The sequence below is a fragment of the Glaciimonas soli genome (assembly GCF_009497155.1).
Taxonomy (GTDB): Bacteria; Pseudomonadota; Gammaproteobacteria; order Burkholderiales; family Burkholderiaceae_D; genus Glaciimonas; species Glaciimonas soli.
Map to the genome: position 1 here is coordinate 45,200 of NZ_WINI01000009.1, position 22,507 is coordinate 67,706.

Annotated in this window: 24 protein-coding genes and 1 pseudogene; 6 read left to right on the top strand and 19 right to left on the bottom strand. The window is 46.6% G+C overall.

Annotated elements, in window-relative coordinates; genetic code table 11:
- Positions 1-39: 39 nt before the first annotated feature.
- Positions 40-171 (top strand): annotated as a pseudogene (locus tag GEV47_RS19935) (hypothetical protein); the annotation flags it as partial.
- A gap of 8 nt (positions 172-179) precedes the next feature.
- Here the strand turns inward: GEV47_RS19935 and GEV47_RS16975 are convergent.
- The 14 genes from GEV47_RS16975 to GEV47_RS17040 all read right to left on the bottom strand — a co-directional run bounded on the left by GEV47_RS16975 (position 180) and on the right by GEV47_RS17040 (position 11,030).
- On the bottom strand, positions 180-851 hold the full coding sequence (locus tag GEV47_RS16975; RefSeq protein WP_153235990.1) for a hypothetical protein: 672 nt from the start codon (positions 849-851) through the stop codon (positions 180-182).
- A gap of 90 nt (positions 852-941) precedes the next feature.
- The gene (locus tag GEV47_RS16980; protein ID WP_153235991.1) at positions 942-1,235 is read right to left on the bottom strand and encodes a hypothetical protein; all 294 of its coding nucleotides are present in this window, start codon (positions 1,233-1,235) and stop codon (positions 942-944) included.
- A gap of 294 nt (positions 1,236-1,529) precedes the next feature.
- On the bottom strand, positions 1,530-2,027 hold the full coding sequence (locus tag GEV47_RS16985; protein ID WP_153235992.1) for a hypothetical protein: 498 nt from the start codon (positions 2,025-2,027) through the stop codon (positions 1,530-1,532).
- Positions 2,024-2,191: a hypothetical protein gene (locus tag GEV47_RS16990; protein ID WP_153235993.1), complete on the bottom strand. Its 168-nt coding sequence runs from the start codon at positions 2,189-2,191 to the stop codon at positions 2,024-2,026. The genes GEV47_RS16985 and GEV47_RS16990 overlap by 4 nt, the downstream gene beginning before the upstream one ends.
- 13 nt (positions 2,192-2,204) lie before the next feature.
- Entirely contained in the window at positions 2,205-2,783 is a 579-nt protein-coding gene (locus GEV47_RS16995) for a YdcF family protein (protein WP_153235994.1), read from the bottom strand.
- Positions 2,783-3,121 carry a hypothetical protein gene (locus tag GEV47_RS17000; protein ID WP_153235995.1) on the bottom strand — a complete coding sequence of 113 codons (339 nt, stop codon included), beginning with the start codon at positions 3,119-3,121 and terminating at the stop codon, positions 2,783-2,785. Before GEV47_RS17000 ends, GEV47_RS16995 begins: the two co-directional genes overlap by 1 nt.
- 289 nt (positions 3,122-3,410) lie before the next feature.
- A complete protein-coding gene (locus tag GEV47_RS17005; protein ID WP_153235996.1) occupies positions 3,411-4,094 on the bottom strand; it encodes a thioesterase domain-containing protein in 684 nt (227 codons plus the stop codon).
- The gene (locus tag GEV47_RS17010; RefSeq protein ID WP_153235997.1) at positions 4,095-4,640 is read right to left on the bottom strand and encodes a PAAR domain-containing protein; all 546 of its coding nucleotides are present in this window, start codon (positions 4,638-4,640) and stop codon (positions 4,095-4,097) included.
- Positions 4,641-4,945: 305 nt separating this feature from the next.
- Complete coding sequence (locus GEV47_RS17015; RefSeq protein ID WP_153235998.1) at positions 4,946-5,695, bottom strand: BRO family protein; 750 nt, start codon at positions 5,693-5,695, stop codon at positions 4,946-4,948.
- A 24-nt stretch (positions 5,696-5,719) separates the two neighbouring features.
- Positions 5,720-5,947 (bottom strand): hypothetical protein, encoded by a 228-nt coding sequence (locus GEV47_RS19875; RefSeq protein ID WP_407646291.1) that lies wholly within the window; start codon positions 5,945-5,947, stop codon positions 5,720-5,722.
- A gap of 274 nt (positions 5,948-6,221) precedes the next feature.
- Positions 6,222-7,502 (bottom strand): hypothetical protein, encoded by a 1,281-nt coding sequence (locus GEV47_RS17025; RefSeq protein ID WP_153235999.1) that lies wholly within the window; start codon positions 7,500-7,502, stop codon positions 6,222-6,224.
- A complete protein-coding gene (locus GEV47_RS17030) occupies positions 7,489-8,004 on the bottom strand; it encodes a hypothetical protein (RefSeq protein WP_228124776.1) in 516 nt (171 codons plus the stop codon). The genes GEV47_RS17025 and GEV47_RS17030 overlap by 14 nt, the downstream gene beginning before the upstream one ends.
- Before the next feature lie 1,322 nt (positions 8,005-9,326).
- Positions 9,327-10,373 (bottom strand): hypothetical protein, encoded by a 1,047-nt coding sequence (locus tag GEV47_RS17035; protein ID WP_153236001.1) that lies wholly within the window; start codon positions 10,371-10,373, stop codon positions 9,327-9,329.
- Between the two features lie 78 nt (positions 10,374-10,451).
- The gene (locus GEV47_RS17040; RefSeq protein WP_153236002.1) at positions 10,452-11,030 is read right to left on the bottom strand and encodes a recombinase family protein; all 579 of its coding nucleotides are present in this window, start codon (positions 11,028-11,030) and stop codon (positions 10,452-10,454) included.
- 465 nt (positions 11,031-11,495) lie between these two features.
- On the opposite strand from GEV47_RS17040, the gene GEV47_RS17045 reads away from it, so the two are divergent.
- Complete coding sequence (locus GEV47_RS17045; RefSeq protein ID WP_153236003.1) at positions 11,496-11,777, top strand: hypothetical protein; 282 nt, start codon at positions 11,496-11,498, stop codon at positions 11,775-11,777.
- A 17-nt stretch (positions 11,778-11,794) separates the two neighbouring features.
- Positions 11,795-12,916, top strand: a complete 1,122-nt coding sequence (locus tag GEV47_RS17050) for a competence protein CoiA family protein (protein ID WP_153236004.1) — start codon at positions 11,795-11,797, stop codon at positions 12,914-12,916.
- Between the two features lie 31 nt (positions 12,917-12,947).
- Here GEV47_RS17050 and GEV47_RS17055 read toward each other — a convergent pair whose 3' ends face one another.
- Positions 12,948-13,487, bottom strand: coding sequence for a hypothetical protein (locus GEV47_RS17055; protein ID WP_153236005.1), 540 nt, complete (start codon positions 13,485-13,487; stop codon positions 12,948-12,950).
- A gap of 284 nt (positions 13,488-13,771) precedes the next feature.
- On the bottom strand, positions 13,772-14,359 hold the full coding sequence (locus GEV47_RS17060) for a hypothetical protein (protein WP_153236006.1): 588 nt from the start codon (positions 14,357-14,359) through the stop codon (positions 13,772-13,774).
- 229 nt (positions 14,360-14,588) lie between these two features.
- Here GEV47_RS17060 and GEV47_RS17065 point away from each other — a divergent pair, with 229 nt between their 5' ends.
- Positions 14,589-15,143 (top strand): hypothetical protein, encoded by a 555-nt coding sequence (locus GEV47_RS17065; RefSeq protein ID WP_153236007.1) that lies wholly within the window; start codon positions 14,589-14,591, stop codon positions 15,141-15,143.
- A 517-nt stretch (positions 15,144-15,660) separates the two neighbouring features.
- Here GEV47_RS17065 and GEV47_RS17070 read toward each other — a convergent pair.
- The 3 genes from GEV47_RS17070 to GEV47_RS17080 form a co-directional block, all read right to left on the bottom strand.
- Positions 15,661-16,188 carry a TetR/AcrR family transcriptional regulator gene (locus GEV47_RS17070; protein ID WP_322741684.1) on the bottom strand — a complete coding sequence of 176 codons (528 nt, stop codon included), beginning with the start codon at positions 16,186-16,188 and terminating at the stop codon, positions 15,661-15,663.
- Between the two features lie 445 nt (positions 16,189-16,633).
- On the bottom strand, positions 16,634-17,767 hold the full coding sequence (locus tag GEV47_RS17075) for a porin (protein WP_153236008.1): 1,134 nt from the start codon (positions 17,765-17,767) through the stop codon (positions 16,634-16,636).
- 163 nt (positions 17,768-17,930) lie between these two features.
- Positions 17,931-19,463 (bottom strand): AMP-binding protein, encoded by a 1,533-nt coding sequence (locus tag GEV47_RS17080; RefSeq protein WP_228124777.1) that lies wholly within the window; start codon positions 19,461-19,463, stop codon positions 17,931-17,933.
- 513 nt (positions 19,464-19,976) lie between these two features.
- On the opposite strand from GEV47_RS17080, the gene GEV47_RS17085 reads away from it, so the two are divergent.
- Together GEV47_RS17085 and GEV47_RS17090 are read left to right on the top strand one after the other, a co-directional pair.
- Positions 19,977-20,990: an NAD(P)H-dependent flavin oxidoreductase gene (locus GEV47_RS17085; protein WP_153236010.1), complete on the top strand. Its 1,014-nt coding sequence runs from the start codon at positions 19,977-19,979 to the stop codon at positions 20,988-20,990.
- An 8-nt stretch (positions 20,991-20,998) separates the two neighbouring features.
- Positions 20,999-22,357: an MFS transporter gene (locus GEV47_RS17090; RefSeq protein ID WP_153236011.1), complete on the top strand. Its 1,359-nt coding sequence runs from the start codon at positions 20,999-21,001 to the stop codon at positions 22,355-22,357.
- Positions 22,358-22,507 lie beyond the last annotated feature (150 nt).

The window sequence follows — 22,507 nt, forward strand, 5'->3', positions numbered from 1 at the left end:
TGGCGGCCTCGGTTTTGAAATGATGCTCCGGCCTCACCTGCTTATCTCACGCAGATTCGGCAGTTTTTGAAGGATAACAATATCGAAGCTAATGTTGTGCCGGGGTCGCCTATTGCGAAGTTAACTGACTCACCGCCGTTTGCTGGTAGTGAGGCTGGAGATTTTCATTGAATCCGTCATCAATTTAATAACTCAGTTTCCTTATCACCGACAAATACCCACTTCTTTTCAAGTGGGTCATACAAGCCGCATTGATTAATATCAGACGTATCAGAGGTAATTTCACACAGCTTCACGGCATGCTCTGCCGCTGCAAGTTTCTCGCTATATGACCACTCAGCAATATCAAGTAACGTTCCATAATAATTGTGGATGCCCGATCTACCGTAAATTTCATCTACAGCGTCTAAGTTGTTGCACACTACAGTAAAACATTCCTGCTTGACTACTTCCAGTGACACATCAAATTGATAGGGTTTAAGTAAGCCAGAAGGGTAAGAACCACCATCCCGGAAACCGACAAGTTTTCCGTTGGTAGCGGCCATTGCATAGACTAGATAAATGGTTAGTTTGAAGTCGTGTGTTTGTATGAATTCTCTCGGACACGCCTGATGGAAGGGAGTAACCTCCCATTCATTAAAATCCTTGTTCAAAGAAAGTGCTTCAATGTGTGCATCAATCGGACTGAGGAAAACAGCAATGCCCTCTTGCTTCTCAGCCCCACCCACAGATAGGTTGTAGCAAAGGAGCGCACCGTAACGATTATTATGTTGATCACGCTTAATTAGAACGTAGCTACTGGTGAGATTACTATGGAAAAAATGGTCTTTATCATCATGCCCGTCGTGCATATTTATCTCGATTTAAATTAGAACTGAAAAAGGACTAACGTGAAATAACGTTTCTTCATTGCTTTGTTTGGAATAAAGAGTTTGCCTGGCTCAAAATGAATAAAAGAACCATCCCCAAAACTCGAAAAATGGCAAGAGCAAGACAAGAAATAAAATAATCATTGCTCTATTTTTAGTGTCTTTTATCGCAAAAACCATCGAAATAAAAATTGTCGCTAGCCATGCAAAAAGCATATACATCGAAAATTTCATGGTTAATGAATAAGCACCCATTCCGTCTTCCGCTTGAGAGTCAATTTCCGCCCAAGAGTACCTTCTTAAAATAGCTGCTAAAACAATAAGCAAGAGCTGAAAAAGGGCTAACGTGAAATAGCGTTTCTTCATTTATCGTTTGGAGTAATTACTCTTTAGTTGCTGTCAAGATTGGCTCAATCTCTCATCATCGGTAATCCATCCTTTGCCCTTCACGCACGAGACCTCGGTGTATCTATCTACTTTTCCATATGAGTATTTCCCCTTGGCACAAATTTCACCTTTGCTGATGACAAAAAATTTCGGCCCATTGACACTCGAATAGGCTTGAATATCCTTTGTCGCAATCCATTTGCCACTTGGATTTTCACTGCAACCTAGTATTAGCATTGAACAAATCACCAATAAGAATTTCATTTTTCCCGTTTACTGCCCTAGTTGAAAGTACAGGTGGTGTGGTTTCGTTGATATAGAAAGCATGTAAGCCATCGGTGGCGCTTTTTCCATTTGCCTGCTTAAGACCGCACAAAGATACTGCTTCTTATCCGTAGTTGCTATCAATGACCAATTAGTATTCTGGTCAAGTTCTACGTCACCTTTTTCAAGCATGCCTTTATATTCGACTTTACTTACATTAATCAGAGCGGCAGCCGATACCGGAGAAAATCGCTTCCCATAAAAAATCGAAGTCAATCCATCTTTTTTTGCATAGCCAATTTCTACCCCTTTAAAGGTGCTGTATTTGGCCCTGTATTTACCAGCATAACTGTCGTCTTCAGTTATTTCTCCAAACGGTATGGCGCTTATTTTCACCCCACTTTGAGATGTGCCGGTTACACAGGCGTGGCGTACTGCTTCAGGAGGAATATCCGCAAAGGCAGAAAGCGACAAAGATAATAGGCTGAAAAATATAAGTTTCTTCATTTGTATGGCTTCGATTTCGTAAGATTTAAATAGTCATCACTTTGCTTCCAAAATATTGGCCCACCACTTGCCGCAGTTGATTCATAAACATGATCATACCTACCAATTTCCACTTTTTCCGTGATCGTTTTTCCTGCAACTTTCTTCTTAATAATTTTTGTCATAATTACCAATTTTTTATGGTTTACGGCACTGGTCATTTTTCAAAGTGTAGGAATAAAAGCCAACAACTTCCCGCGCTAGTGAATAGATATCCCTCCACTCAAAGAATCGAGGGTGCGCATTGGAGAGCGTTGAAATTCCGCATTGTTTAAACGCCAAACGCGCACGCGATATGTGGAAATACTGAGACACGAGCAAGGCGCTTTTAAATCCGTGTTGACGCATCATGGCGGCGCTGTTCTTGGCGGTATCTGCTGTTGTATTCCCCTGACTATCAACCAAGATTGATGTGCTAGGAATTTTTCGATCAACTAGATACTTCCTCATGGCGATTGCTTCGTCTATACCCTCCTTGCCAATACCCCCACTCACTATCAAATTGGGGATAATGCCACTATTGTATAGCTCCACTGCTTTGTTCAAGCGAGCAGCTAAACGAGGGGAAACGCTACCATCTGGATTTACCTTATTGCCAAAGACAATAGCAACATCGCTGATTTTTAATTGATCATTAAAACCATCAATAGTGATAGCTACGGCAGTCAGGAAGAAGAAAAGCAACGCCACTAAGAAGCTGTATTTGAAGACGCTCATTATTTTTTTGAGTTCGCAGTTTTACACAGTGAACGCACCTGTATTGGGTCATCACCCGTAATCCCATAACGGTACTTACAATACGTCAGAAACTCGTTGAGTTCCTCTGTACCGGGAAGCCAATCTCCATTCGCGTCCATCCGTTTCGTGTATTCATGCTCCTCCCCTGTTGGCTCAGATTTATATGGGTCAAAAAATGAAATTTGAAAAGTAGGGTATTTTTTAATGAACAGTTCCTTGTTGGTTTCATTTTCACCAATAATCATCACTGAGCCACAAAATAACCATACGAACACCGCAATGACTGTGAGAGTTATATATTTCGTAGGTTTATTCAAATAATTTCTCGCACAATCTACGTGGTTAATACATTTCAAACAAACGACAACAAAACAATTAAGGTAGATGCAAGTAACGAGCAAATACTAAATTTTCGAAATGGGGGGAATTGCTGTTTATTGGTAAGGTATATGCCAGCCAAAACGATAGCGGAAATAACAACTTGAGACGCTATGATTTCCAGTAAAAAAAGAAAGCCGAAGCCCCAATCTGGACGATGGTTGTATTTCTCTAGAGAATAGAGCATGAATGCTGGGAAAATGAAAAGGAAATATTTCATCATTGCCATCATCTCAGTCCCTGATCATATAAGTATTTTGCAAGCCGTGTACGGCGCTCCTTACCTTCGGGGCTGTCTGGACGAAAATAAAAATGTCCAATCCCTTTGGTAGTACCTGAAGCAGCGTCTTGGTCCATCAAAATTTTCGCACTTGTAACTAACTCTGTTTCGGACATTCCTGCATAGAGCGGGTCATCAGCATCTGTCAGATTAATTTTAATAACACTCTTAATGTTTTTGTTCATTATGAGCGAATTCAAAAATCTAGAGTCTATTGGACAAGCAATCAATACTAGGTGATCGACAACATGCCCGTTATTCGCGTAAAAATTTGCAGTTTGGGCGGCAAGTAACGAACCATAAGAGTAGCCGATAAGATTGAACTGCCCACTTGGATTATCAAGGCCACGGCTGATAGTCCATTCATCGGTGTCCTCGTAACGTAGAGTAGTTGCTGTCCATAAGGCGTCTGTCTTTTCGTTGCCTGTTGTATTGACTCCTCGATAGACGTGCTGAATTCCAGCATTCAATAGTGCTTGAATTTGATCTGTAATATACGGCCCGTTAAGTCCAGCACCACCCCAATACAGTGTGCCTCTTGGCTTCTTGATATATACCTTTACAGGCTTGGTATCGCTTCGTAAAGTCATTACTGCTGTTACGACGGCGACAGGAGCTAATGGTAACGGCATTTAAACACCCTCCCCGAATATTTCAATTTTCACTTCTTCAGCTTTATCAGATGCAATTTTTTTGGTGAAGCCAGAGTCATCCGTATTTCCTTCAATCACACCACTTGAGTAATGAATTTTATAGAACCGGTTTTTTAGCGGCTCACCAGTTTTTTCATCATGAAGTTGAAAATGTTGATCAAATTTTTTGGGATGAGTATCCTGAGCCGTACTTATGTCACTCGGTCGCGGGCCAGTTCCCTGAGAGCCAATCCCCTCACTCTCTGTAATCATGCGTGCATTGCCAAGGGAAGCAATTAACCGTGGTGGCGGTTCACATTTACACAGGCACAAATCACCATGAAGCGCGACTTCATTACCGTAGAAGGTGAGCGGCAATCTTGGCCCTGTAGGGAAAATACGCCCGGTGGTATTGCATTTTGGGCAGAGGACACTATCACCGGCAACGGCAATATTTCTACCGCTGTCTGTTGCAGGATTAAGGAGCGCTAGCACTACGCCATCCACTGTAGTTTTGTCGCCGTGGACAATAAAATACCGTTCCATACGCAGTCATCCTTCTTTATAGTTATTGCTATGCGGTTTACATATTCCATTATATTTTTAATACGTGCAACGTTGATGTTCGGCAATCCCTCCACCTCTAAAGGATTCATCTATAAGCAATCTCAGTAAGACCCCCATAGCACTCGCTGTGGAAACTACACTTGACCCACTCAAGGCCGACTTCCACAATTTTCTGTATGTCACCTGGAAGCATCTTGGCCTTCCAGACCTCATCATGGACGCTCGGATAATATGTGAAAGAAACGCCTCCAGCACATGCCAAAAGCGCCTCTGCTAACAGTTACTTAATGCTGACGCCCGATGTGTCCATAGCGCTCCGAAAGCCATACGAAGCCAGCAGGAGTAACACGCGTTTGTGGCTTAGAGAAACCTAAATTACTTACATCCTGCTTAACTTCGAAGTAGCCGCGCTTTGCATGCAAAGATTTAGGAAGCAACGGCATGTGTTTACTACGTCGGTATAAAACACCGTCACTTTGAAGAAAATCGAAGAACATCTTAGGAGCTATCCCCAGCCCCTTTGCTACCTCAGTAAGCGTCTGTGTACCAGCAGAGCCAACGTAATTTTCATGGAATTCAACAGCGGGTTGCGCGGCTGCTAACTCTTGCATCAAGCGTTCCGATTTTGTCTTGAGAGCGGTAAATGCTTTAAAGATCAATTCATCTTCGGACATTTCACCAGTGGCCACTTTTTCTTCACCCATGATGTAAGCGCCATCCTTGCGGATTGCAGGCAGGACCACAGATGTGACCCATTTTTTGAATTCTTGAGCAACAGGTTTGCGGCTGGTCATGATTAAAGAGTACAGACCAGATTCAGTAACGGCAGTTAGTTTCTGTTTGCCGCCAAGGGTCTGAATTAAAGTAAGACCCTTTTCATCATCTTTAAGACGGGATAATGCCTTAGTCGGGTTGTCTACACTAAGCGCCATGCAGACATCTTTAGCGGCAAACCACGGGTTGTTGTCAGTGCCTGTTACTACACGTAGAGTCAATCCCGGTACGAAAGTGAAAGTTGCTTGAGTTGTGTTCATGTTGTTGATTCCTTTAAGGGTGTACTACTTAATTTTTGGTTTCTCTTTCAGCCAAGCATCAGGAATACTCTTGTCCGCATACTTGAACCCATACTTCAAACACCAGTCGCCATAAGTGGTCTTACTGGTTTTCGAGATGGTTGTTTTTGAACGTGAGAATACGAACCGAATGTCTAGTTCGGGATGCTGCTGCTTGATGAGGAGGTGTTTTTGGCGGTCAGCCGTGAGAAAGCGACCTTTTGAATGTGTGATTACTTGTTAGTGCTTTCGATGGTACATGTGCTGCTGAAAAGATTCTTATGACCCCCTCTAAAGGTAACCAGCAGATATCTATAGTGTATCTATGGCTATCCTGCCTGTGGTACAACGTGGTATGACCTACACTCTCACCACAAGACATAACACCATAGACACTACACAAGCTAACCAGTGATGAAGCTAAAGCATGTACAGTAGTGCTTCCACTGGCTATCTTGTGGTGAGTCCTGCTTGCTTATCTTGATAGTGGTACGCAGTGGCCTAGCAGCTATTGACACTCTACTTCGACACTACCCTCCACCCCAGTCTGAGCATGGAACACTGACAACATCACAGCTTTGACCTCTGCCACTCTGTCCTCAGCAACAATCAAAGCATCATGCACAGGTAGTGCAACAACTCCCAACGCCTGCAGGGTCAGCAGCATTTCCACCATGATTTCACTTTCACGGTGTATCACATCAAAACCCACGCCGGTATAAAACAGGTGTGAGATTTCCTTGTTGTGGGCTTGTATGGCCTCGGTTACTTGCTTCACTTTCATATCACCACGGAACAGTTTCTTCGTATTCTTCGGAAAGCGTTTTATCGGTGTAGATGAAAAAGCCATTGCAGCAAACAACCGCTTAATGCCGTCTCTGTGATGTTCATATCCTGACACTGCATACGGGTCATGGTCACACGCAGCGCCAGCGATACCATACATAATCCTTGCTCCCGCTTGCGAGAAATCCAAAGTAACAGCGGAGATACCCTCAATACAGATATCACGGCGGTTTAGCTTTTTCATATCTTGCCACCATCCACCAAACAATCGACCGCCCTGAGTGAAGCTGCCGTTATTGAATACACGGCGTAGTCTGCGTTCATTCAGTCTGAGCACGCCATGCCCATTTAGGAAGTCAATATCTGCTGCGCCAATCCATGCATTAATTAAGTTCATGTTATGTCTATATGAGACGGTCAGTGATGTGTCTGCATACTGCAATGGTGCGCCAGCTTCAAACGAGTTAAGCCGCCTCTGCTTCAATACAATCACCTCTTTTTCTTGATGAACACTAAAATCAGCAATGCTCAATTGCAGCGGTGCTAACCTTGCCAGCAACAACGCGCTTGCCCTGAAAGTGGTCTGTTTATTCTTGACAGGGTCAAAGACATTCACCGCCCCTATATGTACTTCTAGCAAGCCTAGCTGTCCTAAGCGGTCTAGGAGGTCAGGCAACGTCTCTGACATAACGCTGGAACGGTAGCGGTCACGGATGCCTAACTTACGCTTAGAGCGCGTCACACTAAGATAACCGCCCGGCTTTTCAAGATGATGCAATGCTGCGTCACAAATGAATGCTTCGATCTGCATCATAAACACCATGCGGTCTGCTGGCTTTCGCTTACGTCTACGTAATCCTTGTTCAGATTCGTAACTCCCAATCTCATTAGCTACATCATTGATTAGCAATTTAAGGCTTGCCGACGTAGTTATTCTGAAAGGCGTAAACCAGCCATCACGCGTATTGCTGTCATTATCAATAACCAACTCAGGCAAGTGCATGCAACGCCTCTTGTAGCGCCTTCTGGTCGTTTTGACGCTTGTTGATTTCCTGCTGCTCAAGCCTCGCCACAACCAAACCCGCAGCGCCAAAAGTATCCTTGATAAGCTTCGTAAGTATCACCGCAGTACGTGGTCTGGTGTCACGGTAGACACGCTTAGTTTTCCCTGTGTGCAGGTCGTAATATTCGCCTGAATAATGAGGTGCTAATGCTCGCAATCGCCGCACTAGTTGTCTATCAAATCCCTCTTCAGATTTAAATTGATGAGGGCAATCATTGCGCATTAAATACATCGCAAGCATGGCAGTAACGACCTGAATAGCATTTGCGCTATTACCCACTTTCTCGATGTTGCTCCATGCTTCTCGCTCATTACGACTGAACGCTACGCCACTCTGATACTCAGCATCAGCCGCCTGCGCAGACGCGATAAGAGCATCCCAGCGGTCACATAGAATCGACCAAGTTGGGTTACTTGGATTCTTCTCTATTCGTGCTGTCACCCGCTCCATGTACGGTCTGAGTGTATATAACGTAACGCTCTTTTGTTGTGGATGACCTTGCCTTCGATTACATCGTTTATGTGTTCCGCAGTAGGTGCTGTACCCGTTCGTGACGAGACTGCACCCCGGGACTTTGCATATGCCCATAAGCTTCCTTAAAGTTGGTAAATTGTGGTCTCCAGATGTGCTGTGACACAGGGAGTGAATGAGATATCAGTCAGCAAACGCCAGTAGAATGAGGCGAGAGAATTTGATGTAGCGTTAGTCGGGGTTTAGACGCTATTTTCTTGATTTTGAGTTTGACTGCGTTAGTGTGGTTTTAGGGCTTACCTGAAACCGATGCGCCACAAGCAAAAATAGGTGCAATCAGTAACTCGCTGAAATATCCAGCGACATCCTGACGCACCTATTTTTTACTTATCACTATTTTATTACGGACAATCTACACTGCTAGTACGGGTAGCACCCCACGTCACATGCATGCTCTTCGTCTTTGTATGAGAGGATTATTTGCCAGCGTCTCAACAACAAAATGTCATAGTGGCCTGCGTCCTCGCCCTTGCATATTTCGATAAATCTATTTGGTACGTAATGACGGATGAAATTGTCACGGCAAGCAAATATTTCATACTTTCCTAAAGATATCAGCATGAGGCAACACTCCAGAATATGCGCTTACCGCAGGTGAAATATTGAGCTGAGTGGTAGCCGTTATTATTGCTATGAGGTTCCCGCCAAGCCTCTATAAGGCGACTAAAGCCGCTACCTGATGGCTTGTGCTGTGTTGGCTCTATGCAGAATTCAAGGCGACCCACGCGGATATATATAAGGTCTTGAGAGTGTTCAATGGTGAATTGTATATTGCGGATTTGTAGTGTTGCCATGATGTAGAAGCACCTTGTATCGAGTGGTTAAGCCACTTCCCCCCCACTGCTAAATGAGGAGGGCAGCAGATAGCGGGGTTAGCAGACTGGAACATCACAGCAAAACCAGCAGGCCGAAGCCTCCCCACCATCGCCGCCCATAGAAGGTACAGCAACGGGTAATCACACATCATGTATCAGTGCGCTGTGAATGAATTTCAGGCTGCTAAACCCGTTCACTAATTGTAGTGAAGCACAAAGTATACAAGCGCAGTTTACCGTTTACAAGTGTTGAATAAAAAGTGTTGAATAAATAATCAAGCTCGTACTGACTTTCTCCCATCAAAAATAAGTCTCGAATCGAAACTCCAGAGAGCATATATTGGATTTCGTCACTAGAGAAAACAACTATCGTGTCGAATGTTAATATTAATTTTTATGTTTTCGACAAAGAATTAATCAGGCCTCCCTTTCTGATGGCTCCTCTGGGAGTTTAAGCTTGAGATTTCTAATGCAGTTTAGATGTTTCTCTGCGAGTCGAACAAAGTGAACGCCGATTTCGCGCGTATGCGGCGAAAATACAAGAGCGGTCATATGTCCATCACGAATTTCTTCAGAAATAATGGCTCCAGCAAAAGCTTCACCATTCTTTACATTCTCAAGAATGTAGTAAAGCGGCTTGTCGTTACTACGCTGCCATTGAAGGTGTCCATTAATAGTCACGATATCGAGTCGACAGATGTCGCCACCCGCATCGATATACACCGCATCGCCCGCCACATCGAATGTATGTGTGTGAGGCCACGCCGGACTCATAGACCGTGCTCCTTCAGCTACTGAGAATGGAATTGGAAAGGTTTTAAGAACAGTCGCTGCTGGCTCCAATGGAAATAAAATTTCAGTTGAACGCAGTAGTAACTCGTGCTGATACTCGCCAAATGTCTGAAACTTTCCGTGTTGCTTCCCTTCGCTATCAAATAGCCTATCACTACTTTGTACCAAGAAGCCATTCTTTGCACTGTGCGATACCAACGCGTAACTGGGTTCAATCCAACAAAGAAGTGCCTTTTTAAATTGGAAGTGCTCCTCTATGCTCTCTTGCATAGTAAGTTCAGGAAACTGCTCCTGAAGTGGCCGAGTCCAAGGCTTAAATTCGTAAAGCTCTACACCATGATGGGCGGCTTTCTTCTTAGCTCCCTCTGAAAATCCTGAAATTGAAACAATTGCTCGGTGTGTGACCGAGGGCATATCTGCCAATTTTATGCACAACTTCTCAACAGTAGAAACATCGAGGGGTGTGCGCTCACGCTTCACTTCATAAGCCTTGAAAGCATGTGTTAAACCTTCAGATCCTGCTATTGTCACAGTAATATCGACGTCTCTCTTCTTCTCCGCAGCCGGGTCTAGTACCATATCTCCGAGAATGATATCGACCGCCTCTGGAGTCGTGCGAAGGCAACATAACCCAGTCAAATATTGAACCAACATAGGAGTCAGAGTAATCATTGATATCTCACGAAGGTGACGACTGAAGTGTAGAAGTTTATCAGCACTCTAACAGCCCACTCGGTCATTAGCAGCCGCTTACAGCACCTTGCTGCGTACACGCATAATTGTTTGCCGGGTCGTCTCGTACTCACGAGCGAGTAATGCCACTGCATCCCCTTTAGATAATCTGTGAAGCACTTCAAGTTGCTGCGTGTCTGAAAGCGCTGACGGCCTGCCAAACGCCTTCCCTTCGGCCTTCGCCCTGCTAATACCTGCATTCGTCCGCTCAATCAATAAGTCCCTCTCAAACTCAGCCACAGCGTTGATAACTTGCATCGTCATCTTCCCCGCTGGACTAGTCAGATCAACACCACCCAGAGCTAGGCAATGAACACGGACACCAAGCTTTGCAAGTTGCTCGACTGTTGCTCTGACATCCATAGCGTTACGCCCTAAGCGGTCTAGCTTCGTAACAATTAGCACATCACCGTTTTCCATCTTGTCTACCAAGCGGGAGAACTCATGGCGTTCAGATGCAGCAACAGAACCACTAATAGTTTCTCGCACGATGCGATGTGTTTCTATGTTGAACCCTGCCGCCTTAATTTCAACAATCTGATTATCAGTAGTCTGGTCGGCGGTGGATACTCGGCAGTAAGCGAAGACTCGGGACATTGTTCTTTCCTTGTGTACGAATTGGATGTCCGAATAATAAAGTATGTCCGAATCGTTTACAAGCTTACTTTCGTACATGTTGATTTGCCCCTGTACTTATCCGTTCCATTTCGTACAGTCACCACCTCATTGTGAGGCCATCGTTTACAACCTGAATTATGTAGGCGTCGTATGCATATGCGTACTCGGCCAAACAAGCGCACCATTCGCAGCCGCTGGCTTCTCAAAGCATGGCAAGCAAAGGGGACACGGGGGGATGAAGTGTTCTTGAGCTTATTAGAGAGGTCGCGAATTTTTCTACTAAAATATTCGACATAAATTTTAAAAGCGCGTGATTAGTACGGTTGCATGTGCCACCATATTAATTATTAAGTAGCTGTGAAGAAGCTTCCTGAAAACCTTACTAAGCACTATTTCATATGATGCAATTGAGTATTTGACTTCACTCCCATATAAAGGAAACACATGAATGCACCGCACATCGTTATTCATCGCCATGACGTTGGCCTTTATGAATGGTCATTACAGTTCGGCCAAGAAGAAATAAATAGGGAAACAGGAGACGCCTCTATTGCGGAATGTTTGATAGATGCTATAGGAACTTTCCCGGAAAGTGAAAAGCTTGTGCAAATCACTTATCGTGGTGTTCACATGGGCACTTTCCATACGTCGGAAATACATGAACATTCAGCAGGCGTAGCTGGGCGCATCGTGGCGTCGTATGCCGAATTAGTGCAGCACCTTTAAGAAATACACGCTCGTAAATGATTACAGAAAAATTCAAAGCTTTAAATTCTTCAATTTCTTTAAGCGCAATCCATCAGCGTATGGTGGTCTATGCTTTGAACGAGACAGAGGAGCTAACGCATGTCAATACTGTATCTCGAGGCAAGGCATGTAAGTGCAAATGCTTGTCATGCGGTGAGTCATTAATCGCTAGGCAAGGAGAACTCAAAGCACACTCTTTTGCGCACGAATCCGGTACGGAATGTCCGTATGCGGTCGAAACAATGCTGCTTTGGTTAGTTAAGGAGTTAATTTCCGCTCAAAGATATTTTGTCACGCCAGAACTGACGATCTCCGAATCTACTCAAGGCCCTCTTCGAGAGATTGAAAATCGGGAAATTTTTCCATGCAAGAAAGTGATTGTTGATTCGATTCAATTTGAAAAACGTAGTCACAACGCTAGACCAGATTTAGTGCTCCATAGTCGTGGTCGCGAATTATTGCTCGAAATCTTGTTTACGAAAAAGACCGAAACCAAAAAGCTTACATCGTTTGAGAATCGTCAGTTGTCAACAATAGAAATAGACTTGTCCAGAAATCAGCTAGATACGATTGCAGATTTTGAACATATCCTATTCACAGATAGTAAGTGCAAGCGTTGGCTGTTTAACGCTAAGGAAGCAACAATCAGAAGTAATCTTCGTGCCCAAAATTTAGAACAAGTGGCGTTACAAAAAATCGAATACGAACAGAAGAAAATTGAAAAAGAAACATTCTATGCAACTAAAAATCGGCAAAAAATTGAAGTTGCGACACAAAAAAACGAGAAGGAATACGGCCACGTCTCCAAGATGCTACCTATCCTTTTAAGTGAGAGGCCCGGCCTCACCTTTGACCTGAACAATAAGAGGATTTATTACCTTATGAAAGATGGCGGGCTGTGGCTATTGCACGGGCAACGTGAAAGCCTGTACATCGTTGCACAAAATGGCAATGAAACAGCAGTACAGTTTTTGCATGAACTTGGAATCAACTATGACGAAGTGAATCTTTGCTTCCTATCTATTCAATCACGATGCCAACTTATCATTGACCAGCTTGATCGTTTCACAAAAACGGATAAGCGTTACGTGAAAAGCGTCATTAAACGCTCCCAATAAAGTTTAGACGGATGTGCGAACGTAGCGTGACTTAGGCCACTTTGGGTTTACGCCGTATCCCCGCCACCGCCCACACTATCGCCACCAAGAGAACAAGGACGCAACCATACATCTTTATTCTTTCTCTTGCGTTTGCTTTATTTAGAAACTCCTGAGTTGGTGGAGCTGAAGCGTAAACTAAGCGCCCTGACACCTTCATACGAATCAGACTAGTGCCACAATAATCAGCTTGGGCAGATTCCTCTATGTGATTTCTAAGCTGTTGAAATGGTCCGTCACACCCGCCTCCTTTTCCACCGCATCCGGCTATGTGCGTCAGTTTATATTTTGCTCCGTCAAACTGCCGCAATAATATAGAGGGGCCAGAGTGAACAAGGGTGCCCTCAATTGTTTTACTAGCAACCATTTCACCAGATTCGGATACGGGGCAGATATTCTCTTTTTCTGGCTCACGTAATATATGAGTTAACGTTATTGGCAACGTGAACAACAGAGTAAAACCGGCAATGGCCAATATAGCCCAATAGCCCTCTTTGCTCTTACCTGCTTTTTCAGTCGATGCAATTTCCATAGTTTTGCTAAGCAATATCTGGTATCTGAGACACTGATTGTAGTGTGGTTATGTACGGTGGTAAGCATAGTTACGTACCACCTCAGTACAATCATGAGTAATCCAAAATGCTATCACATGACAGCTACTAGACCACTACTAGTACACCACTAGATATCCACTATAGGTGCCAACTCTCAGCCTACTGCGTTAGTGGGGGTTTAGACGATAAAAAATGAGCTAGAACCATAGTACATAAGGCTTCTAGCTCGATTCACCGTTAAATTCATATACGAATTTTCTTCTTACTTCATGTACGTCGTCTCTACTCCGTATTCACGCTCTACTAGAGATGGCAATTCCACCGCAGCGATTAATTCAGCCCCAGCTTTGTTAATTACCTTCGCGTTTTCCATAGCCGGTTTCCAGTCTTTGGTAATATTCACATCCTGTATTAGGTCACCGTGTATTGCGGCAGAAAACAGCGCTTCGGCGAACGCTTTACGCGCATTCGCACTGAGATACAAACAGTTACTGTCCCACCATCTGTTGCACTCCTCCAGGACATCTTTGACATCTTGCCGCTCGTTAATTTTTGAAATCAATTTCCGCCACAATGTAAATGCCTCTTGATGAACTTGTAGACGTTTTTCGAGCGCAGCCATTCGGAGTTGCTGTTTCCCTTGTAGTTCGTCAAGCAATACAGAATGGCGATGTTCTAGCACCTTGAGTTGTGATGCATACTCGGTCTTAACCTTTTCAACCTCCGCAGTAATTTTCCCGATATCTTGACGAGTTGCAAAATTCTTAGATTTTTCCCTGATAAAGGTGGTGAGGCTACCTCCTATCAATCCGAATACCAAAGATAAAAGAGCATTCACAAATAAGTCCATATAAGCCCCTTTTAGGTGATAAAAGCGAAAATGTAAATTTGAGGAGTAGTTATAGTTTAATAACCCGGTACTAGACCAGCTAGAACCGCCTACAACGCCACCAAAGGCATCACTAATGGACTGTTCAATAGCTACATCATAAAGCTCTGCGCTGTGACGGGAGGTCTGTAATAGTTGTTTTTTGGAAAAAGATATATGATTCAGTTACAAAAATTAGATAGGGTTATACATGAGCATTGATATTGATGTGACTGCAAAAATACTAGCACCTTTAATCACAGCATTTGTTGTGGGGACAGTGAGGTATTTTTTAGAGGGGCGTGTTCGCATCGTTTCCTATCTAGGCCACACTTCTACAAATAAATCTAGGGGAGATAAACCGTTTGATGTTCACACACATAATGTGATTGTGCACAACACGGGGCGCAAGGCTGCACATAATCTACGTATTGGACACAATTTATTGCCTGAATCCGTAACAGTTGTCCCAACTTCAATTCAATATACAGTTGAGCGTAATCCAGACGGCGGCGCTGAAATAGTTTTCCCTACTCTCGTTCCAAAAGAACAGATTACGATTTCATATCTGTATTTCCCGCCTGTGATTTGGAGTCAAATTAATTCGTATGTTAAGGCAGATGAAGGCTACGCTAAAATAATTAAGACAATTCCCTTTGCGTCACCCTCGCTTCTTGTCAAAGTCATCGTGTGGGCATTAATGTCTTTAGGGCTGTCACTTATTATTTATTGGTTGGTGCACTTGGCAGCGTACTTACTTCAATAAATTTAAGCAGTCTTGTTCCTGTGATGAAATGTTAAAGGGTGAGCTTGAATAATATTAGTGAAACCCCTCATGTTCACTATCCGCAAATGGTAGTGAGTCAGTTAGCTTCCCTAGTGGCGACCTCGGCACAACGTTAGCTTCAGAATTGATACCCATCAAAAATAGCCAGATATTTGCGTGATTTAAGCCGGTGATATACTATCCAAACCGTAATTTGTACGGTCTTAATTCATGACCCATTTCTTGACCCATTGAGCTGCAATAATGGGACAAATTCTAGGCAGTCCCCAAGCCAACTCCATAGGAGAGCAGCCAGCGATGCGAAGCATTGCGTCGACTCATAATCCGTTGGTGCGCAGTTCGACTCTGCGGGGGGCCACCAGGAATTAGTAGTAAAAAAAGGGTTACGATTTTTTCGTAACCCTTTTTTCTTTGAACATACTGGAATAGTTCAGCGGAAGATCAACCTAGATTTAATTGAATTAACGAATTAAGTTATCGAATTTCTTGAGAATGCTCAGGGGACTGACGTGCATACCTTCTCGGGGCAATGCTGTTCAAGTATTCGCTCGAACGCCTCTTTTGCCCGAGTGATGCTGTTCGTTTTTTCGAGTAAACACGTGTCATGTTGAAGAGCCAGAATCAGCGCGTATATATCAAAGACCAACTGCTCCGGATCTGTATCCGCTTGTAGCTGATCCAGATCGATTGCCTGCCACACGCAAAGCTCCATGGCTCGACGCCACCTCAGTACGCCGTTGACGAGTTCATTGCGTATTGGCCCCGGACCGTTGTCATACTCAGCGGCACAGCTAATATAAAAACAGCCGGCAAATTTGCCAAAAACGACTGCCTGCACGCTGTAGGAAAACAACGACCTTAACCGCGACAAACCGGGCCTTACAAACATTGATGGTTGAAAGACTTGCTTGTCAAACTCGCAGTGATACTTTTTCAGCACGGCTAATTGCAAGTTGAGCTGCGATCCGAAGTGCGAGAAGACGCCACTCTTGCTCATTTTCATTGCCTCGGCAAGCGAACCCATGGACAGCGCTTCTAAACCCGAGTGGCTTGCAATATGGAGCGCCTGATGAACAATCGCGTCATGCGCAAAATTAACTTTTCCGATGATGGTCCTTCGAATATGAGAGAAAACTCAGTGATGAAACTGGAGCTATCGTTATTTTGGAATTCTGTCGCGTTAAGGCCAGTCCCAACGCATCGATTAGGCTTCTCGTTATGAAAAAAGGGCAAGGTCGATGTGCAGAATATGAAAGACCGGCATTGGAATCATGCACATGATGTGCAAAGAACAGCTCACGGTGGAACGCATGGATGAGATGTCTTTTGAGGAGCATCTTATGCATTGCCAGGACAATTTCGCCCAATTTGAAGACAGATGCACGCTTCAGCTAAAAATCTGACTTGTCCTCGCTAGCGCGACAGAAATGAAAGTTTCCATTCGTTTCCGTCGCCCTGTCGCTGTCAGCTTAAAATTTGGTTCGTAACCCGATGCCTACTCCGTTGCGGCTGGAGGCGGCATTGGGCATGCCCGCTCCGAGGCTGGCACCGGCAGCTACCATTATCCCGTTGAGGTCCTGAATTTCACCGCCGGCCAGCGTAGTACGGTCGACTTCAATATAAATGTCGGTACGTTTTGATAGGTGATAATCTGCGATCGCATAGAGAGTCGACACTCTGCCACTGTCACCCGCGGATGAGACGTTTTTAATTGTGTCGTTCATATAGCCGACAGTGAGGCCGACAGTCGGCGTCATCTGATATATAAAACCTGCGGTCCACACACCGTCGGTACGCTTGAGTGTATTGCCGTAGTTCCAGATCATGCTGGTGTTGGCAAGCGCCCCGCCACTATTGGGAAACGCGGTTGCGAAACCAGGATCACGCCTGGCGTTGAAATATTGCAGAAACAGCGTCATAGGACCCGTCATATACACGCCGCCCAGACCGGCTAGCTTCATCCGCGCAGAGTTGGCATCCTTGGATTGCTGATAAACGCCACCGATGCTAACCGCACCTTGTGTATATGTCAGTGCGCCACCGCTTGTTGCGCCAATGCCGGTTTCCCCTGCTTTGCCGCCGATCGAGTATTGCACTTTAGCCGTGAATGGGCCAAAGCTCTTGGTGTACCTCAGCGAATTGTCAAAACGGATACCATAAACAGCAGCGGGCCATTCGTTTTCGATAAAGTTACCCATCCACAGAGGATCATAGCTGCTGAGTATGTCAGCTGCGATACCGTATTGGCGTCCGATGTCGAGTTCGCCCCAACTCGTATCCTTAAGACCAACATATGCCTGACGACCGAAGAGCTGACCTTGCTGATCAAACCCGCCATTGTTACTCAGAAAACCGTTTTCCAACTGGAACACGGCAGATGTCCCACCGCCCAGGTCTTCCGATCCTTTGAATCCCACGCGTGAACCTTGAAAACCTCCTCCCATCATGGCCGTTTGGCTCCCTAAGGTGCCATTTGGCACCACTTGGTTGGTTGTATAGCGGATGGCGGTATCGATCACACCATAGATTGTGACGCTCGATTGCGCATATGCCGTAGTGGAAAATACGCCCCATACGGCAAGTGCCAGTAGTGTTTTTTTCATGAAACAGTCTCCAAATATTTTTATATGATTTTTGTAAGAACATTGAAAAGCTACGAGTTTATTTTCCTTCCTTCAGTGATTTGAGATGAGCCGATGCGCCCGTCCCGGATTGCAGGCATGCCTGTTTGAAAAATTGCTAATCTGTTTGTTTGCGGACCGCCCGCTATGAACCTTGCCGATGTTGGTCGATCAGCAGTTTCTTATAGAGCTTGCCGGTCTGATGTCTTGGCAGCGAGGTCACGAAATCGACAGACCGCGGTACTTTGATCGGCCCCAGACGCTGGCGCACATGTTGCGTCAGCGCTGCCGCAAGTGACGGGCTGGCATCAGCAGGATTGAGAAGCTGCACAACGGCTTTCACCTCTTCGCCGAATTCTTCGTTTGGCACCCCGAACACGGCGACATCCATTACGCGGGCGTCCTCCAGAATGGCATCTTCGATTTCCTGCGGGTAGATGTTTACCCCACCCGAGATGATGGTGAAATCCTTCCGTCCAGTCAGATAAAGGTAACCATCCGCATCCACATAGCCAATGTCGCCGAAGGTGCGCCACCCCTGCCGGCTACAAATTCGCGCGGTTTTTTGCGTATCGTTCCAATACTCAAATTCGGTGGTACTCGCGAAATACACATCTCCGATATCGCCAATTTGCACCTCTTCACCATCATCTCCAAGGATATGGACGGCACAACCGACAGGTCGACCGACGGAGCCTTCGTGGGCCAACCACTCTGCGGCTGAAATGTGAGTCGAACCAATACCCTCGGTACCGGAATAGTATTCGTCGACAATGGGTCCCCACCAGTCGATCATGCGACGCTTCAGATGCACAGGGCAAGGTGCCGCACCATGGATGGCATAGCGTAGTGATTCAATCCGACCTGCCTCGCGCTGTTCGGCCGGAAGTTGTAGCAAACGGTGGAACATGGTCGGCACCCAGAGACTGTGCGTACATTTGTAATCCCCGATGGCTGCCAGTGCGCGCGCCGCATCAAAGCTCTCGAAAATCACGCAGGTCGCTCCGTAGTTCAAGGCCGCCGATAGAAAGCGGTTAGGTCCACTGTGGTAGAGCGGGCACGGGGAAAGAAATACCGATGACGCCGTGACCCCATAAACTTGGGCGACGCCAGCGTTGCGTGCATCGATGACATCGTACGGTCCTTCGAACAACGGTTCGCGCACACCCTTTGGGCGACCGGTGGTACCGGACGAATACAGCATCTCGCGGCCAGGTGACGGCGCTGCAGGCAACATCGTCGAGGCAGCCGTACAGATTGCATCCCAGTCTCTCAGCGCGCCATCGCGCATGTCAATGCCGAAGAGATTGATGGGCTGACCGGCTTTGGTGATGAGTTCCATGGTGGCGACCGCTGGTGCCGGATGCGCATCGGCAGAAATAATGGCTACAGTCGCCCCTGCGTCCTGCAGAATGTACGAGAAATCATCAGCAGATAGTTTGGTGGACATTAACGTGTAGTAGACGCCGATGCGTTGCGCCCCGCATATCAATGACAACAGCGCTGGCGAATTCCCCACACAGATGCCGATGCAATCGCCTCGTCGCACCCCTTGAGCGTGCAGAGCATTGGCAACCTGATTCGCTGAGGCTTCGAGTTCGCCGTAGGAAAGCGTTTGCTCGCTCGGCAAAAAGATAGCCGCGATCTTTTCCGGGGTAGCTTTCGAAACATTACTCATGTGGTACATAAAATCCTTTCATTTGTGTTGGACCTGGCAGACATGCGGCCGGTGAGATGCCCTTCGGATCACTATTTCATATCGTTGTGGCGGCGTCCAATGACGGGTTGGAGCATATTGATGTATGAATGGAATAAATGCGGTCGTCGTCTTCAGTGCAGAATAAAATCCGGCTGATTGTTGGAATACAAATAGTCGGGCGGAGAATGCCTGTCGTAGAATGGTGCGTTTTTTTGGACGACTCGACTATTTCCCGCGTGGGCAACAAGCACAACGCGGCTCGTCGGCAACAGATTCTATAGATGAAAAATCAAGGTCACGAACTGGGCAGCAACGCAAACTGAGACGCACCAATTCATGCAAGGTCCGCATTAATAAATCAAAAACACGCATTGGACGAAGCTGAAGCACGGCACATATAGTGGCTATTCGACACATGCGGATGTGCACCACGAAGCGGCTTTTCAGATTGTCGCTACATTGCGCAGTTTTTTCATCTATCAAGGAAAATCCATGGCTATTCCATCAGTCCTCAAGCAAGCACTTCGTCTTCCGATCATCGGCTCGCCGATGTTTATCAGTTCCGGCATTGAGCTGGTGGTGGAACAATGCATTAACGGCATCGTCGGCTCTTTTCCAGCGATCAACGCTCGTCCGCAGGCACAACTTGTAGACTGGATCGCAGAGATTCGCGAACGCCTGACGGCGGCACAGCTGGCGAACCCTGAACGCAAGGTTGCACCCTTCGCCATTAATCAGGTAATGAGTCCACTCAACACACGATGGGAGGCAGATCTCACCACCATCATTCAGCAGAAAGCGCCCATCATCATCACCAGCCTGCGAGCTCCGCCGCCGGAAATTATCCAGGAAGTGCATTCCTATGGCGGGTTGGTCTTTCACGACGTGACGAGCGTGCGACATGCCCGGAAAGCCGCATCAATGGGCGTAGATGGCCTGATCCTCGTGTGCGCTGGTGCTGGCGGACAAGGTGGGGACCGCAGTCCATTTGCGTTGATCAACGAAGTGCGGCAGTTCTTCGATGGCGTTATTCTGCTCGCCGGCGCCCTTTCCACCGGGCGCGATGTGTTGGCCGCACAGGCCATGGGCGCGGATCTCGCCTACATGGGAACGCGCTTCCTCGCTTCGCGAGAATCGGGAGCTAGCGATTCCCACAAAGAGGAAATCATCGAGAGCGTGGCATCGGATATTATCTATACGAATAGCTTCACCGGCATCTATGGCAATTACCTGCGGCCTAGTCTGATCAAGGCAAATCTTGATCCGGACAATCTTCCACCATACAGCGAAGAAACGAGAAAATACCGCAGCACGGATAATGGCGACATAAAAATCTGGAAAGATATCCGCGGTTGCGGCCATGGCTGCGGTTCCATCCACGGCAGTGAGCGCGTCGCCGATATCATCGCGAAACTTGAAGTCGAATATCATGAGGCCAGTGCTGAGATGAAGAGCAAAATCTTTACCCAAGCCCGAGCCAACACCACTAAACTGCATCTCGCCTGAGGGTGATCATGACAACTCCTTCCACAAAAATATCCCGGACCAAGCTCGTCGGATTCGTTGCATTGGCGGGGCCGGTTACGGCCGCTACGGCACCGATTGCAAGCTATCTGCCGGCGTTTTACAGCGAGCATCTCGGCCTCTCTCTAGCGAGTGTGGGGTTTCTTTTCTTCTCGATGCGCGCGCTCGATTTTTTCTTCGATGTACTGGCTGGTGTGCTGATAGACCGTCGTCCATTTGCTGGGGGAAAATACCGGCCTTGGCTCGTATTGGGATTGCTGGCATTGCTAGTGGGCGTGTGGTTGTTATATATGCCGCCGCGGCAATGGGTGAGCGTGCCGCTCGCCTTCCTTGGGGGAGGATTGCTCTACCTGGGTTTTTCGTTTGTATCGATTGCGCATCAGGCGTGGTCAAGTGCCTTATCCCGGAGCAGTGACGAGCGGGTTGCCATATTCGGGTACCGGGAGATTGCCGTCATCTTCGGAATTTTGGCCATTTTTCTGACGCCCGCCGTGGCCGAGCATGTCTATCACGCCGATTTCGAAACCAAGGTGCACGTCATCGGTTATGCACTACTGATAGGGATTGCTATCACTGGTGTGATTAGCTTGTGGGCAGTACGCGGGAAAGATGAACAAAACTTGCCTGGACAGCAGCACGAGGCTGCGCATTCCCATCGCGTTACGCTGGCCGGAGTGGGGCGGGTTCTACGCGACCCAACCGTGATCAAGATCGTGATTCTGTTCATGCTGGCGTTCTTCGCCCTCGTCGGTACCGCATCGATGATGTCATTTCTGGTTTCAGGTGTGTTCGGCAAGCCCAATCTCGTTGCGCAAATGCAGGGTGTGTATTTCATCGCCGCCATGGCTTCGATCTTCTTGTGGTTGCGGATGGGTAAGCGCTTTGGCGAATGGGGAACCTTACGGGTTTCCACCCTGACCGCCATCGCGGCCCAGCTTTCTGTCCTGTTACCCTTGTATTTTGGTTCTACCTGGATGCTGTTCCTGCACTTCGCATTGCTGGGAGCACACTTCGGCGCGGCACCATTCCTGCTGCGTTCGCTGCTTGGCCGCATCGGGCAATACAAAGCGAACGAACAAGGCACCGACCTGCAAGGGATACTGTTTTCAACCGGTGTTTTCGCTGAAAAAATAGGTAGCTCCATTGCCGTACTGTTCGCCTTCTTAATGCTGGGATGGTTGGGATTCAAGCCTGCCAACGCAACTGATCCCGCCACTCACGGCGCGCTTCTGGGTGTCTACCTTGCCTTACCGATAGGGGCTTATGCCCTTATGTCGCTCATCTTCATGATGCGGCGTTCGCAGTCGGAACTAGCGGAAACTCGCTCCGCGCGCAATGCTTTGGCGTAGGCTTCACTGAACTCTCACTTCCCGTAGCGAGTCATCTTGGTGCCAATGGGCGATGGAAAAATACGTCGTCCCATTGGAACCGGAAGAGCCTCTGAAGCTTGAAAGGCTGATTAGCAAAGGCATACACGCTACAGCTAAAATGTACAATGA

What these genes read in the sequence shown, in the direction of transcription:
- GEV47_RS17065 (WP_153236007.1), top strand. Translation starts at nt 14,589, where the DNA reads ATGAGCATTGATATTGATGTGACTGCAAAAATACTAGCACCTTTAATC.
- GEV47_RS16985 (WP_153235992.1), bottom strand. Translation starts at nt 2,027, where the DNA reads ATGAAGAAACTTATATTTTTCAGCCTATTATCTTTGTCGCTTTCTGCC.
- GEV47_RS17010 (WP_153235997.1), bottom strand. Translation starts at nt 4,640, where the DNA reads ATGGAACGGTATTTTATTGTCCACGGCGACAAAACTACAGTGGATGGC.
- GEV47_RS17090 (WP_153236011.1), top strand. Translation starts at nt 20,999, where the DNA reads ATGACAACTCCTTCCACAAAAATATCCCGGACCAAGCTCGTCGGATTC.
- GEV47_RS17025 (WP_153235999.1), bottom strand. Translation starts at nt 7,502, where the DNA reads ATGCACTTGCCTGAGTTGGTTATTGATAATGACAGCAATACGCGTGAT.
- GEV47_RS17085 (WP_153236010.1), top strand. Translation starts at nt 19,977, where the DNA reads ATGGCTATTCCATCAGTCCTCAAGCAAGCACTTCGTCTTCCGATCATC.
- GEV47_RS17080 (WP_228124777.1), bottom strand. Translation starts at nt 19,463, where the DNA reads ATGAGTAATGTTTCGAAAGCTACCCCGGAAAAGATCGCGGCTATCTTT.
- GEV47_RS17045 (WP_153236003.1), top strand. Translation starts at nt 11,496, where the DNA reads ATGAATGCACCGCACATCGTTATTCATCGCCATGACGTTGGCCTTTAT.
- GEV47_RS17060 (WP_153236006.1), bottom strand. Translation starts at nt 14,359, where the DNA reads ATGGACTTATTTGTGAATGCTCTTTTATCTTTGGTATTCGGATTGATA.
- GEV47_RS16980 (WP_153235991.1), bottom strand. Translation starts at nt 1,235, where the DNA reads ATGAAGAAACGCTATTTCACGTTAGCCCTTTTTCAGCTCTTGCTTATT.
- GEV47_RS17055 (WP_153236005.1), bottom strand. Translation starts at nt 13,487, where the DNA reads ATGGAAATTGCATCGACTGAAAAAGCAGGTAAGAGCAAAGAGGGCTAT.
- GEV47_RS16990 (WP_153235993.1), bottom strand. Translation starts at nt 2,191, where the DNA reads ATGACAAAAATTATTAAGAAGAAAGTTGCAGGAAAAACGATCACGGAA.
- GEV47_RS17070 (WP_322741684.1), bottom strand. Translation starts at nt 16,188, where the DNA reads ATGGGTTCGCTTGCCGAGGCAATGAAAATGAGCAAGAGTGGCGTCTTC.
- GEV47_RS17050 (WP_153236004.1), top strand. Translation starts at nt 11,795, where the DNA reads ATGATTACAGAAAAATTCAAAGCTTTAAATTCTTCAATTTCTTTAAGC.
- GEV47_RS17015 (WP_153235998.1), bottom strand. Translation starts at nt 5,695, where the DNA reads ATGAACACAACTCAAGCAACTTTCACTTTCGTACCGGGATTGACTCTA.
- GEV47_RS17040 (WP_153236002.1), bottom strand. Translation starts at nt 11,030, where the DNA reads ATGTCCCGAGTCTTCGCTTACTGCCGAGTATCCACCGCCGACCAGACT.
- GEV47_RS17035 (WP_153236001.1), bottom strand. Translation starts at nt 10,373, where the DNA reads ATGATTACTCTGACTCCTATGTTGGTTCAATATTTGACTGGGTTATGT.
- GEV47_RS17075 (WP_153236008.1), bottom strand. Translation starts at nt 17,767, where the DNA reads ATGAAAAAAACACTACTGGCACTTGCCGTATGGGGCGTATTTTCCACT.
- GEV47_RS17005 (WP_153235996.1), bottom strand. Translation starts at nt 4,094, where the DNA reads ATGCCGTTACCATTAGCTCCTGTCGCCGTCGTAACAGCAGTAATGACT.
- GEV47_RS16975 (WP_153235990.1), bottom strand. Translation starts at nt 851, where the DNA reads ATGCACGACGGGCATGATGATAAAGACCATTTTTTCCATAGTAATCTC.
- GEV47_RS16995 (WP_153235994.1), bottom strand. Translation starts at nt 2,783, where the DNA reads ATGAGCGTCTTCAAATACAGCTTCTTAGTGGCGTTGCTTTTCTTCTTC.